Source organism: Microcoleus sp. AT9b-C3 (assembly GCF_036705485.1).
In the GTDB taxonomy this organism is placed as follows: domain Bacteria; phylum Cyanobacteriota; class Cyanobacteriia; order Cyanobacteriales; family Microcoleaceae; genus Microcoleus.
On record NZ_JAUBUR010000017.1, the window covers coordinates 47,194 to 60,040 of the forward strand.

A 12,847-nucleotide genomic window follows, 5' to 3' on the forward strand; every position below is an offset into this window, starting at 1 on the left:
TTTGAGATTTGAGATTTGAGATTTGAGATTTGAGATTTGAGATTTGAGATTTGAGATTTGAGATTTGAGATTTGAGATTTGAGAATTGCAGCATTGACCCCACGGATAAATTCGGGGGGCAAGTTTCATCGGATACAGGTTTTTTATTTCTGGGTTCTGAGTCTGCTTTCGGAATGAATCCGGGGGCTTGTATCCTGGATGCTTTCGGTCAACGGCAGTAAAATCAGTCCTGGACGCGCTCAAGTCTCAGAAACCCGGTTTCTTCCCAAATTCTTCGCTACCAACCGCAGAGCGTTGTATAAACCCGGTTTATTGATATATTTTCGTCAATACCGGAGAAACTCAATCTTTGGGATAAAATCGCTTGTTTTCTGTAGAATATTCCCAGGCGATAGCCTCCGGGTCTTTTTCGCGGCTCCACTGAGCAAACTCCGGCTTAAGTTTCCACTTGCCGATCGTAGTTGCGTGAACTTTGAACCTGCGGGAGAGTTCCGTCTGGGTAAAAGAGATTTTGGGTTTTTGAGGAGTCTTGGTTTGAGTAATGGGGAATAAATTTGGTTTTTTATCTTGTGCTTTTTCCCGATTTGTGGGAGGCTCTTGAACAGCTATTCCCGCATTAAATGTTTCGCTTTGAGTGACAGGTGGAGCTATTTGAAAATAATACAAAATTCCGCCTTGTTCCGTCACCTCAAAATCTGCGGCAAACTCAGAGGCTCTTTCGTCGAGATACTCTTGAACCTTTTCTCCGGGGAGTTTCGCATTCATCGCCAAATCCAAAGCCGTAACTCGCCCTTGATTTTCCTTGATTAACTTATAGAAAACCGAGTCTAAATGAGCGAGTTTGTGTTTTTGTTGCTGCTGGTAGAGCATCCAAGCCCAAGCAATGCCCGCTGTGGTGGCGATCGCCCAAAACATCGTTCCCGACTCGAAACTGGCAACCGCCGTTAAGGAAATAGGCAAAAGCAGGGTAAGATATCCCCAAATGCTTCCCTTCTTTAGGTTATTGCTGTTTTTGACCATAGTTCCTAAACAGGTACGTAGTTTAGCTTAGTAGAGCGTGTCTGAATGCCGCGAAAGTTTTTCGACAGTCGATATATCGATCGGCCCGCTGACACACCCAAAAACGGATACTGTGCCGCGTACACTCGCCTTGTGGACAATCCCTAATTTTAGACCAAAGTTCCAGCTCCTTTGATTGAATGTCGCAAGTAAATCGAAAATCGAAAATCGAAAATCGAAAATCGAGTGACGCACTCTACTACACCATCCCAGAATCTACTTTTTTTTGCAACCGAGGGTTCATGTACTTTTTTCGCAAACAGATTGCCATCCTGCTGATAGTTGTTGCTTGCTGTACGCTGACGATTAGTTGCAGCGATAGCCGAGCTGTCCAGTGTACTAAATTTACTGAAATTGTCAACAAAGGCAACGCTCTCATTGATGTTGATAAAGACAGCAACGATGCTGCAACGACCGACCATTTAGCTAAAAATTTGAACCTGATAGCGAATGAACTTGAGGCTCTGCGAATAACAGATCCAACCCTCAAAGAAATTCAGCAGCCCTCGGTTAAATCCTTCCAGGAAATTAGTCAAGCACTCGGCGACATAAGCAAAAGTCTTCAGGCTGGCAATCTCGCTTCTACAAGTATAGAAGGTCGAGAGCAAATCCAAACAGCTCAAGCAGATATTATTAGAGCCGGCCAACAGGCAAATCAAGCAGCCGCCAATCAAGACGCTTTGACTAGCAAACTGATTAATTATTGTAAGAGCGATCGCTAAAGGCTAAGAGTTTTGAGTTGTGAGATGGCCACGCGAACCCCCAAAACCCACGGGGGGTGAATGAATTTGAGGAATGCGTCGCCTTCACCTACTCTCTACCCCTTTGCAATTACCCCTTTGCAATTACCCAATTTAGTGATGAATTTCTAGATTCAAAATATAGCGACCGAGTTGTACCTTCTCCGACCACAACTCGTATTCTAACTGCAAGTGTTCCGGTTCCGGCTTTCCTGTCAGCGTCAAGTTGCGAGTGAAGTTGCGGAGTCGCAACTGTTCGGGAGTTGCCAGCGATTCGCCCTGAAGCCAATAACGGCTCAGGCCGTACATTCCTCGTTCCCAGCAGTGGCGGTAGCTGTATTTGCCGTTTCCTTGCATGGTCATAATGACTCGATAGGGCGAAACTTCTAGCCAGAGCAACCGGGGTTTTGTAGTTGGGGGCAAGATTGTAACTTGCTCGGCAGATTCGTCGGAACCGTCGGCAAATTGGCGATCTATTATTGCTGGTTCGTGCAACAACAAGTGAAAGCGATCGCGGTCTTTTTGATAAACCGTAGCAGCGGTTTCAACGAATGACCACAAAGGTAAATCTGTGGATACCAGCGATAAACTTACAGGCTTGCGGTGATGGGTCAGCATAAATAAAAGTTTAGGATTTGTGGTGAATTGGGCGGTTTGAGATTTGAGATTTTAGGCTTTATATTTTAGATTTTAGATTAGCTGGGTTCCAAATTCCGGAGCTTTTGCTTAAAAAAATGAAAAACCTACAACTCGCCATCGAAAATCTAAAATTGTTCAGTCAAAATTCAATCATCTGGTCGATAACTGATAGCAGGAAATGAAATCTAGGCAAATACACGGATAATATTTGTGAAATTAATGTGAAATTAAAGTAAAATCCGTGCCGCCCGGCCCGCTCTCTCTTGTCGCTGACAACTGACAGCGCACTGTCCCGGAGAGTTTAATCAGCCTTGGAGTTAACCGGACACATTGGGAAAAAACCCGCAGGCCGTACAAACGACGACTGACTTAGGACTGGGAAAAAGGTAGGATAGCTAACGCCATCTAATCCTAGTTTATCTCAATGCAAGCTGACATTATAACTACTACGCTTCTTGACAAAAGCCAAACTTTAAGCATTCAAAAACCGACCTCGGGCTTGTCGCTGGTAGGGAGGATTCGAGTTCCGGGCGATAAGTCGATTTCTCACCGAGCTTTGATGTTGGGTGCGATCGCCCAAGGTGAAACTACTATTGAAGGACTACTCCTAGGGGAAGACCCCCGCAGCACGGCTAAATGTTTCTCGCTGCTGGGAGCCAAAGTTTCTGAACTCAACGCGGAACGGGTGATAGTCACGGGCGTCGGAATTGGCGAGTTAGAGGAGCCTGTAGAAGTCTTGGACGCTGGCAATTCCGGCACAACGATGCGGCTAATGTTGGGAATTTTAGCGTCTCATCCGGGGCGTTTTTTTGCAGTAACGGGTGACAGTTCTTTGCGATCGCGCCCCATGTCGCGCGTCATTAAACCGCTGCAACAAATGGGAGCGCAAATTTGGGGTAGAAAGAGCAATTCTTTAGCTCCTTTAGGGATACTCGGACAGCAGTTAAAACCGATTCACTACCATTCTCCGATCGCCTCGGCTCAAGTTAAATCTTGCATTTTGCTCGCCGGTTTGATGGCGGAGGGAGACACTACAGTCACAGAACCCGCTCTGTCGCGGGATCACAGCGAGCGGATGCTGCGAGCGTTTGGAGCTCAATTGAGCGTCGATCCAGAAACTTGTAGCGTGACAGTTACTGGGCCGACACAACTGCAAGGGCAGAATGTGATTGTACCGGGGGATATTAGTTCAGCGGCATTTTGGCTAGTTGCTGGGGCCATTGTCCCGGGTTCGGAGCTCGTAGTCGAAAATGTCGGCGTCAACCCTACTCGTACAGGGATTTTGGAAGCTTTGGAAATGATGGGCGCGGACATTGAACTGCAAAATCAGCGAGAGGCCGCTGGGGAACCGGTAGCCGATATTTTGGTTCGCAGTTCCGGTCAATTGCGGGGATGCACCATTGCGGGCGACTTAATTCCCCGACTGATTGACGAAATCCCGATTTTGGCAGTAGCGGCGATCTTTGCGTCGGGTACTACAATAATTCGAGATGCGGCCGAGTTGCGGGTCAAAGAGAGCGATCGACTGGCCGTGACTGCTGCCGAACTCAACCGCATGGGAGCCCAAATTTCCGAGTTACCCGACGGTTTAGAAATTACCGGGGGAACTCCTTTGATCGGTGCCGATGTTGACAGCTACACCGACCACAGAATAGCGATGAGTTTGGCGATCGCAGCGCTCAACGCCACAGGTATTACTAACATTCACCGGGCCGAAGCCGCTGCCATTTCCTACCCCGACTTTACCGCCACTTTACAACAAGTTTGCCATCCAAATTGAGAGCGGGAGAGTTGGAGAGAGGGAGAGGGAGGAGAGGGAAGAGTGGGAGATTAGGAAGGAGATGAGAGAGCGGGAAAAACCCTCTTTCTTCCTTTTTCCTGACATCCGTTACATCCGTGGAGCGAATCCGTTGCCGAACTTCCCTCTTCCTTCAACATCCGTTTAAGAATCCTTACCTACAACTTGTTCTTTTAAAGAATCAATTTCCGTTAACAACTCTTGGCGATCGGAAGCCTTGAGCAGATAGCGATAAACAAACCAACCCGTATATCCCATGCCAATCAACTCAAAAATTGGAGCTACCAAAGGGACATCATTAAGAGCACCTAAAACTCCCAGCATCACCTTAATACTAATACCGCCTGCTAGAATTAAACCAACAGTTATGAGGGGCTTTTGGTAGTCAGCAAAAAAATTAGAGAGATAGGCTGGAAGTTCCGACAAAATTGTAATAACTTGGTCTTTAATATCTTGGAACTGGCTGGCCGTTGTTTCCGTGGTTGTCACTGTAGTCATGACCCCCGGTTTGTCCTCCACCAGATCTACTGTCACGACTTCAGTGATTGTTTGTGTCTCGTCCGAAAAGTTAGCTTGTGTCATTGAATACTTCCTCCGTTGTCAGGTAAAATTGCAGGCTGTCAATTGCTGCCAGTATAATTCTCCGGCAATTAGCACAGCATCCGCGCTGCAGGGACTAATTGATGAGACTAAGGCAGAGTTTCACAAATTGCAAGCAAAAATAACGATATGACTTGATTTTAAACAATTGCCTCCGCTGCCAAATCGGTCTTTTGACTCATTTTTTCACTTGATCGAGGTCGATTTGATTCGGGCAAGGGCGTCCTTGTTCAAAGTCGGTGATATTGGCGATCGTGGTTTCGGCGATATTTTTCAAAGCTTCCTCGGTGAAAAAAGCTTGGTGTCCGGTAATCAGGACGTTGGGGAAAGTTAGCAAACGCTGAAAAACGTCGTCTTGAATGACCTGATTTGACAAGTCTTCAAAAAACAGATCCGTCTCTTGTTCGTAAACATCTAAACCGAGGTAGCCAATTATACCAGACTTCAGTGCTTTGGTAACAGCTTTAGTGTCAATCAACTGACCGCGGCTGGTATTGATCAGCATCATTCCCGGTTTCATTTGCTCGATCGCCTCTGCACCGATTAAATGATAAGTTTCCGGTATCAGCGGACAATGGAGGCTGACAATATCAGAGGCGCCGAACAGTTCCGGGAGAGCGACATATTCCATGCCTAGGGCGAGGCAATCTGGGTTTTGGTAAACATCGTATGCCAACAGGCGACACCCGAATCCGTGCAGAATTTTGGCAGTAAGTGCGCCAATTCTCCCTGTTCCGACGATTCCCACCGTTTTGCCGTGGAGGTCAAAACCCAAGAGGCCGTCTAGGGCGAAATTGCCTTCGCGGACGCGGTTGTAGGCCCGATGGATTCTGCGGTTGAGGGACAAAATCAGAGCGACTGCGTGTTCGGCCACTGCGTAGGGAGAATAAGCCGGAACTCGGAGGAGAGTTAGATCTAAATCCTTCGCTGCTGCTAAATCGACGTGATTGAATCCGGCCGATCTCAGGGCCAGCAAGCGGACGCCTTTTTCGGCAATGCCCAGCAGCGTTTTCGCGTCCAAGGAGTCGTTCACGAACGCGCAGACTGCCGGAAATCCAGCAGCCAAAACGCTGGTTTCCAGGTTCAGACGCGGTTCAAAAAAAACTAAATCGTGTTTGCCGCCGACATTCGCTGCTTCCAGAAATGTGCGATCGTAGGATTTGGTGCTGAATACGGCTACCTTCATGATTTTTGCCTGCAAACCCAGTAATAGTTGGAAATTCTTTCCAGATTAACTCTAAATTTTACTAGAACGCCGTTGCCCCAAACAACCCACTTTCCCTGAGCAATATTGAATTTCTTAACAAGAGCGTCTCTGAAGAAGCCCATGTTTTAGCTTTAGAGTCACTCCGGCTTAATTTTTTGAATTTAATTGCTTATACTGGAGTCAACCGCGAGCGTTAATTGCTAAGTTTTTAGGACAAACTCAGATGCGTAAAAAAATCAAAACTATAATTTATGAAATTTTAGAAACCTCAGAAGCAAGCAATTTATACAGTTTAGTAGATGATGTTTTCATAACTTGTTTAATCCTGATAGATGTTGCAGCTTTTATTGCTTCTACTTCGCCCACATTGTCGCCAGAATACACATCGCTTTTAGCAAACATAGAATTTTTTTCCTCTTTAGTATTTACAATAGAATATATTTTGAGGCTTTGGGTGTCTACAGTCGATCGCAGATACAGCCATCCGCTTTGGGGAAGATTGAGATATGCTCTTACACCGCTAAGTTTGATAGATTTAATTTCCATCTTACCTTTTTGCTTATTGCTGTTATTTCCTCGTTTAAACTTCGTTAATTTAATTCGTGTTCTGCGCTTGTTACGCTTGCTAAAAATGAGCCGTTATTCAGAGTCCTTCCGAACGCTAGGCTCAGTATTGTACGCTAAAAAAGAGGAGTTAATTGCCACTGCATTTGCAGTTTTCATTTTGTTAATATTTGCCTCTAGCGTCATGTATTTTGTTGAAAACGAGGCGCATCCAGAGACTTTTGGGAGTATCCCCGATGCAATGTGGTGGGGAGTTGTAACATTAACTACTGTCGGTTACGGCGATATTTATCCAATCACTGCTTTAGGGAAATTGTTAGGAGCAATGTTAGCATTTTTGGGTATCGGAATTTTTGCGTTACCTGCAGGGATAATTGCGGCCGGTTTTTCTGAGGAACTACAAAAGAAAAAGCAGGAAAAAAGAGCTGACAATTTAGAGGAATTTGCGAATTGTCAATCGGTCAAAATGCTGACAGAAATCGCGCCCAGTTTTGAAGAAAAGCAAACGGCGATCGTACTTCACGTGGAAAGTTCATCAGAATTGATGAAAATGTGTGTTCAAATGGTAAATCAGAAGTTAGGAAGTGAGTTTCAAAATGAACAAATTCTGCGCGATTTAGCTATTCATCTGTACAACGAGACAGTTCGTAAATTCCAGCTTTAATTACAGCCATAGCAGAAGGAAGAAGGAAGAAGGCTATAAAGGAAGGGCGCATCATCGAATCGTATCCACACGCTCATCGACTGCCCGATAATGCGGGGAGTAACTTAGTCGTCGATTGCCTCAACACCAAGTTGCCTAAGTCGCTCAATGTTGTCCTTCATTGCTTTGAGCGCTTCGGGGGAGTGTCCCTGCCAATCCATGACCTCACCCGTGACGCGCAGCGGCTCTCGGGATCGGTATGACTTCGTGGGATTACCCGGGTATTTCTTGTCCGTCAGATTGGGGTCATCCATAATCGGGCCAGTGGGTTCCACCATGTAGATTCTGCCGGGTCCTTCGCCGAGGGCCAGCTCGGCCCCCCAAGTAGCCGCATCCAAGGTGGCAGTCAGATAGACGTAGACTGCCTTATTCCTCTTACCGTAGTTAGAGTTGTAGCCGGGCACGATTAGGTCTCCCGGCTTCAGATCTGCCCGTGTGCCATGATAGAACTGCTGCGGAATTATATCGTCAGTGGCTGTCATCGGCTCGCTCCTGATACTGTTTGTCCTCCGCTGGCAAATCTCGCGCCTGTCTCGACAGGGAGTAGGTTGAGCTGAGACAAGGGCGAACGCATCTAAATTTCATGTTAACAGAATATGGTATCTTGCAATACGGTTGACTTAAGAACAATCTGACTTTCAAGAAATGCCTGTATTGTCTATAAAATCCTGAGATTACATTCGTCAAAAAGCGTTAAATAAACCGTTTCGCGAGCTAAGTAACGACTAATTACCAATCTGGCGGCAAATTATAATATTCGAGGGTTGATTTGTCTGCCAGCAAATCTTGGGTTTTTCTGTCAATTTTAATCTCACCATCCGCTAAAACTAAAGCCCTTTGAGTCGTTTTACCGATCCAATTCAAGTTGTGAGAAGCGATCAAAATTACCTCGATCGGCAATTGGGACAAAACAGACGCCAAGTGACGCCGCCACGAGGGATCTAGTCCGTTAGTCGGCTCATCTAAGATTAAAATTGCCGGCTCTAATGCTAAAATTGCTGCCAAGGCTGCTAATCTTCTTTGACCTCCCGAAAGTTCGTGGGCAGAACGGTTGGCAAATTCTACTAAACCAAATTCGTCTAATAGGGCTAAAGCTCGATCGCGCGCTACTCCCGGCGGCACTCCGTAATTGCGTGGCCCGAACATAACATCCTCTAAAATAGTGGGCATAAATAGCTGGTCGTTAGCGTCTTGAAAGCAAAATCCAATCTGCCTGCGCGCCTGCGATAACGTTGCCTCTTCCAACTTTTTTCCCTGCACTCTAATCTCACCGGATTGAGGCATTTTTAAGCCGATCAAGTTTTCGAGCAAAGTGCTTTTACCAGCACCTGTCAGGCCGAGTAAAGCAACTCTTTCTCCCGGTTGCAACGTAAAAGAAATTCCCCGCAATACTGGCTTTTGATCGGGATAGCCAAATACTAAGTCTTGCACTTCGATTGTTGGGACTGATTTGAGTCTAGTCAATTTTTATTTTCCTCTATTTTAGGATTCAGAGTATTTAACCGCAGAGAGCGCAGAGGGCGCTGAGAGGGGAAGGGAGAAGGCAAAAGGTAGAGGCATGAATTAATCAATTAAGTAGGTGGATATCAATAAACACTATGATGTCATTGCGAGGAACGAAGCAATCGTAAGGCTTTGGGATTGCTTCGTTCCTCTCTTCGGACACGCAATATAGATGTCCAGCTACTTACCAATTGCCCATTCCCAATTACCATAAGAAGCTATTGTTAATCCGGCTGCTATTAAAATTGCTACGGTCAGCCCAATTCGCTCTTTAGGTGTTGATTTTGAGTCGGAGGGCAAACTTCCTTGATAGCCGCGAATTAGCATGGCTGCGTGTACTCTTTCGGCCCGATCGAGACTTCGCAAATAAAGCGCCCCGATCATGGAAGCACTGGCGTAGCGCAGCCATCCTCCGGTACCAGATAAGCCTCGCAGTTGCGCCGATCTTTTCATGCGGTTGACTTCGGCTAGCAAGATTTCTAAGTATTGTCCCGTTAAAAGTACAATGTCTTGCAAACCTGCTGGTAGGGGTAATCCTTTGAGGGCGATTCCGAAACTGTGGGGTGGCAAAGTTAGCAGAAAACTGTTCATAATTAGCAGGCAAATTAGGGAACGCAGCAACAGAAAACTGGCGCGTTCCCAACCTTGGGGCAGCACTAATAAGGAGAGAAAAAGCAATTCTGCTCCCAATAGTTGCGCTAGGGTTCGCACCGGCGCCCTCAGCCAAAATGACCAAAAAAGTGCGATCGCCCCATAGATTCCCAGCCACAGCCAAGCGCCAGTCTTCATAAAACCTATGCCGATGACAATTGTCAAAGACAGCCGCAATCGAAAAGGTATCGAGAGTTTAGACATCTTTAGGTTTTACCACCAACTGAGCAATCCCAAAGGCCGCGCCGAAGCTGAAGGCAGACCCTAAAAGTCCAGCAATGCTAGTACCAATAGGCTGTTCTTCTAATCCTTTAACTGTGTAATCTGCTAAAGGAGTGGGATTTTCGATCGCCACAGCTTCTTTATCTTTAAAGCCGTGTTTTTCTGCTACCGCTTCTAACCCGTCAGGCCAACTTGAAGCAAACAGCGAAAGCACCCCGGAAATTAATAAAACTCCGATTACTGGCACTACCCATTTCTGCAATTGCGGCTGTTCTCCCGGCAGTAAATCCGGCCGCACTTTGACGAGATAAGTTAAAACGCCGCCTGTAATTACCCCTTCGCCAATCCCAATTAAAATATGTACGCCTACCATTGCTGGCAATGCGATATTGAGCGCCACTGTACCAGAAATTGCCAATTGGATCGCCACGCAAATCGAAGCAGCAACGACGCTGAGGCCAGCGGCAATCCCTGCTGCTAGCGGCAAACGATTTCGGGAACCTCCCAATAGTTGCTGTAACGGCTGCAACAGCCACCAGCCCGCCCAAATTCCAACTAGCCCCATGTTAAAAATATTGGCTCCCAGGGCGGTGATGCCCCCGTCGGCAAACAAGACGCTCTGAATTATAAAAACTGTGCTCATCGCTAAAGTTGCCGCCCAAGGGCTCCCCAAAACAACGGATGCCAGCGCCCCTCCCAATAAGTGGCCGCTGGTGCCGCCGGCTACGGGAAAGTTGATCATCTGGGCTGCAAACACGAAAGCTGTAGTTAAGCCCATGATTGGGGCTTGTCGGAGTCCAAGACTGGCGCGGGTTCGATTTAGGGCAACTGCAATTGCTGCTGCGCTTGCTATGCCGGTGGCAACGGCTACTGGCGGTGAAAGAAAACCATCAGGTATGTGCATTGATGTATCCAAACGAGAGAACTTCCAAGTCTTTAGTCAACTATTTTTTACAAAAATTTAAAACCCCCTCTGGGGGCATTAATGCGATCGAGCGATCGGGGGATTTGCGGCGGGCGATCGCTTATGGGATATAGATTAGCGCCTCAGGGGCAGAATTTTGAGGATGAGAAATTTTACCTTAAATAATCCTGAAGAATTATTCGGATATTTTACCGGCCACCCTCACCTTGAAGCTTTTTGATAAGAATTATTAATATTTGTTTACAGATTCAAATCCAAAATTGTATTCACCGTCAAGCTCAAACAAGAATTTTAAAAAAATATAAAGAATAGACTGAAAATCTTTCATTGGTTTTATTCTCAACTCTTGAGAATAAATAGCATTAAGTTTTTGACGACCGCAACAATGAAATTAGCAGATAGCTAGTCCCAGCCAAAGTATTGCGTGTTATAGAAACTAAAAAGTCCGAATTATTGCTAGTTCATATAGTTAGCAGTATTTTTGCGGTTGTCGATCGCGCCAATGTGCGATCGGCTTTGCCCGCACGAGCTGCATTATCAAGAAACTCAAAATACTAATGCGCTTATTCTCAAGTAATTTTCCGCACAACCTACAGGATGTTTGCCAGTGGTGCAGCACTCAACCCAAGACTCAACTACCGATTTAGTTCCATCTGAATTTCCCAAACAGTTAGATATCGCTCAAGTTTCTGTCTACGGACTTAGCTTTTTATCCGCTGGTTTATTTCTGTTTTTACCTTTAGTTAACCTACTGCATCCAAGCCCTTGGCAGCGGTGGATGGGAACCATTCACGGCATGGGTGCAATGTGGGCATTAGTGGTAATGGTTTATACAGGACATTTAACTTTTCCCTTGTGGCAGGTTGCCGATAAAACCTTGCCACAAATGGGTACATTAGCTTTTTAGTAAACGCCAGGGAGATGAACAAAATTGTTTGGGTTAGCGTCGGAGCTTTGACTCTTTTATTTATGACTTTTCCCATCGCAATGTGGCACATTAGCCAAAAAGAAAAGTTTTGCGGTTTCCACCTCAAGTCTTTGACAATCGAGCGGCAAAATCCCGCTAATGCTGTTGCTAAGGGGGTGGCTCAGCCAGCTATTGCCCGTAGCAGTGCGCTTCCGGCTGCAAATAATTTCAGTTTACCTGTTGACCGCCAAAAAATTTGCCTGACAAGTCTCCAGACGTTTTACATTTCACTAATACGCCTACAGAAATGGCTATTGCGAGTAACCCTACAGATAAGACTGTCCAAGCTGTACCTGTATCAGCAGCCCAGCCGAAAGTTCAGGCGGTGGATGGAACAAATCAGACAGCAGAAATTACAGATAGCGTAAAAATAGATCAGTTAGCTCTAAAACTCTACGATCGCATCGATCGAACTTGGCAAACTAGCCCTACGTTCAATCAAAATCTAGTGTATCGAGTCACTACAAGTCAAGATGGGGCGATGGCGTTCCGCCCCGCAAGCTACGGCAATTTCGAGCCACTCAATCAACCAGCCAAGGATTACAGCCAAGAAACTCCTTTGCCAAATCTGCTGACATCTTCCGAAACTAGCAGCGGTAACAGTGCAGCAGCATTCGTTAAGTTTACTGTAGTGTTTGCTCCTACTGGAACCTTAGAAGTTAGCCCGTAACTCACATACAACATCTCTCCGGTAAGGTGCGCCATCCGCACCTTACTTTTGATTTTTAACTTAAATGTGATATTATAAACACCGCCATCTAAGGCCTGCTACTTCTAAAACAACAAATGAAAGAACTTGACGAGAAAAAAACCCAGGAACTGCTATGCACCATCATGGAATGGGAACTTGCAGGTGTCGTGCGCTATACCCACTATTCACTAATGGTGACAGGGCCAAACCGGATTCCCATCGTGCAGTTTTTTAAAGCACAAGCAACGGAATCCCTACTCCACGCCCAACAAGCAGGAGAAATTCTCACCGGTTTAGAGGGGCACCCTAGTCAGAAAATTGCTCCCATCGAAGAAACCTACAAACACTCGGTGAAAGACTTATTGGAAGAAAGTTTAAATCACGAGAAAAAAGCGCTTAAAAAGTATAAATCTTTACTTGAAGTTGTGACTGACTCCAGCGTTTATTTGGAAGAATATGCCCGCAATCTGATTGGACAAGAAGAATTGCACCAAGTAGAATTGAAAAAAATGCTGCGGGATTATAGTTGATTTAATCATTAGTTAGTTGTTATTGGTTATGGGTTATGGGTTATTGAT

15 protein-coding genes are annotated in these 12,847 nt (G+C 45.9%); 7 read left to right on the forward strand and 8 right to left on the reverse strand.

The features are described 5' to 3' along the window. Nucleotides 1-342: 342 nt before the first annotated feature. A complete protein-coding gene (locus tag QUB77_RS16560; RefSeq protein WP_333175030.1) occupies nt 343-1,020 on the reverse strand; it encodes a hypothetical protein in 678 nt (225 codons plus the stop codon). A gap of 281 nt (nt 1,021-1,301) precedes the next feature. Here QUB77_RS16560 and QUB77_RS16565 point away from each other — a divergent pair, with 281 nt between their 5' ends. Then, nucleotides 1,302-1,781: a hypothetical protein gene (locus tag QUB77_RS16565; RefSeq protein ID WP_333175028.1), complete on the forward strand. Its 480-nt coding sequence runs from the start codon at nt 1,302-1,304 to the stop codon at nt 1,779-1,781. A 132-nt stretch (nt 1,782-1,913) separates the two neighbouring features. Here the strand turns inward: QUB77_RS16565 and QUB77_RS16570 are convergent, their stop codons facing one another. Next, a complete protein-coding gene (locus tag QUB77_RS16570; protein ID WP_333175026.1) occupies nt 1,914-2,417 on the reverse strand; it encodes a hypothetical protein in 504 nt (167 codons plus the stop codon). A 445-nt stretch (nt 2,418-2,862) separates the two neighbouring features. On the opposite strand from QUB77_RS16570, the gene aroA reads away from it, so the two are divergent. Next, nucleotides 2,863-4,218: a 3-phosphoshikimate 1-carboxyvinyltransferase gene (aroA, locus tag QUB77_RS16575; RefSeq protein WP_333175024.1), complete on the forward strand. Its 1,356-nt coding sequence runs from the start codon at nt 2,863-2,865 to the stop codon at nt 4,216-4,218. Nucleotides 4,219-4,380: 162 nt separating this feature from the next. On the opposite strand, the gene QUB77_RS16580 is transcribed toward aroA, so the two are convergent. Together QUB77_RS16580 and QUB77_RS16585 are read right to left on the reverse strand one after the other, a co-directional pair. Continuing rightward, nucleotides 4,381-4,818 (reverse strand): CAAD domain-containing protein, encoded by a 438-nt coding sequence (locus QUB77_RS16580; RefSeq protein WP_333077422.1) that lies wholly within the window; start codon nt 4,816-4,818, stop codon nt 4,381-4,383. 196 nt (nt 4,819-5,014) lie between these two features. Further along, nucleotides 5,015-6,022 carry a 2-hydroxyacid dehydrogenase gene (locus tag QUB77_RS16585; RefSeq protein WP_333175021.1) on the reverse strand — a complete coding sequence of 336 codons (1,008 nt, stop codon included), beginning with the start codon at nt 6,020-6,022 and terminating at the stop codon, nt 5,015-5,017. Nucleotides 6,023-6,266: 244 nt separating this feature from the next. On the opposite strand from QUB77_RS16585, the gene QUB77_RS16590 reads away from it, so the two are divergent. Next, entirely contained in the window at nt 6,267-7,271 is a 1,005-nt protein-coding gene (locus QUB77_RS16590; RefSeq protein ID WP_333175020.1) for an ion transporter, read from the forward strand. A 104-nt stretch (nt 7,272-7,375) separates the two neighbouring features. Here the strand turns inward: QUB77_RS16590 and arr are convergent, their stop codons facing one another. The 4 genes from arr to QUB77_RS16610 form a co-directional block, all read right to left on the reverse strand. After that, on the reverse strand, nt 7,376-7,792 hold the full coding sequence (gene arr / locus QUB77_RS16595) for an NAD(+)--rifampin ADP-ribosyltransferase (protein ID WP_333175018.1): 417 nt from the start codon (nt 7,790-7,792) through the stop codon (nt 7,376-7,378). 247 nt (nt 7,793-8,039) lie between these two features. Then, nucleotides 8,040-8,774: an ABC transporter ATP-binding protein gene (locus QUB77_RS16600; RefSeq protein WP_333175016.1), complete on the reverse strand. Its 735-nt coding sequence runs from the start codon at nt 8,772-8,774 to the stop codon at nt 8,040-8,042. 219 nt (nt 8,775-8,993) lie between these two features. Next, nucleotides 8,994-9,668: an energy-coupling factor transporter transmembrane protein EcfT gene (locus tag QUB77_RS16605; RefSeq protein ID WP_333175015.1), complete on the reverse strand. Its 675-nt coding sequence runs from the start codon at nt 9,666-9,668 to the stop codon at nt 8,994-8,996. Next, nucleotides 9,661-10,590 carry an energy-coupling factor ABC transporter permease gene (locus QUB77_RS16610; protein WP_333175013.1) on the reverse strand — a complete coding sequence of 310 codons (930 nt, stop codon included), beginning with the start codon at nt 10,588-10,590 and terminating at the stop codon, nt 9,661-9,663. The genes QUB77_RS16605 and QUB77_RS16610 overlap by 8 nt, the downstream gene beginning before the upstream one ends. Before the next feature lie 2 nt (nt 10,591-10,592). On the opposite strand from QUB77_RS16610, the gene QUB77_RS16615 reads away from it, so the two are divergent. The 4 genes from QUB77_RS16615 to QUB77_RS16630 all read left to right on the forward strand — a co-directional run bounded on the left by QUB77_RS16615 (nt 10,593) and on the right by QUB77_RS16630 (nt 12,799). Then, nucleotides 10,593-10,724 (forward strand): hypothetical protein, encoded by a 132-nt coding sequence (locus QUB77_RS16615; RefSeq protein WP_333175011.1) that lies wholly within the window; start codon nt 10,593-10,595, stop codon nt 10,722-10,724. Nucleotides 10,725-11,218: 494 nt separating this feature from the next. Continuing rightward, a complete protein-coding gene (locus QUB77_RS16620; RefSeq protein ID WP_333175008.1) occupies nt 11,219-11,518 on the forward strand; it encodes a hypothetical protein in 300 nt (99 codons plus the stop codon). 256 nt (nt 11,519-11,774) lie between these two features. Continuing rightward, complete coding sequence (locus QUB77_RS16625) at nt 11,775-12,248, forward strand: hypothetical protein (RefSeq protein WP_333175006.1); 474 nt, start codon at nt 11,775-11,777, stop codon at nt 12,246-12,248. A gap of 116 nt (nt 12,249-12,364) precedes the next feature. Further along, nucleotides 12,365-12,799, forward strand: coding sequence for a ferritin-like domain-containing protein (locus QUB77_RS16630; protein WP_332954961.1), 435 nt, complete (start codon nt 12,365-12,367; stop codon nt 12,797-12,799). The last annotated feature ends 48 nt before the right edge of the window (nt 12,800-12,847 follow it).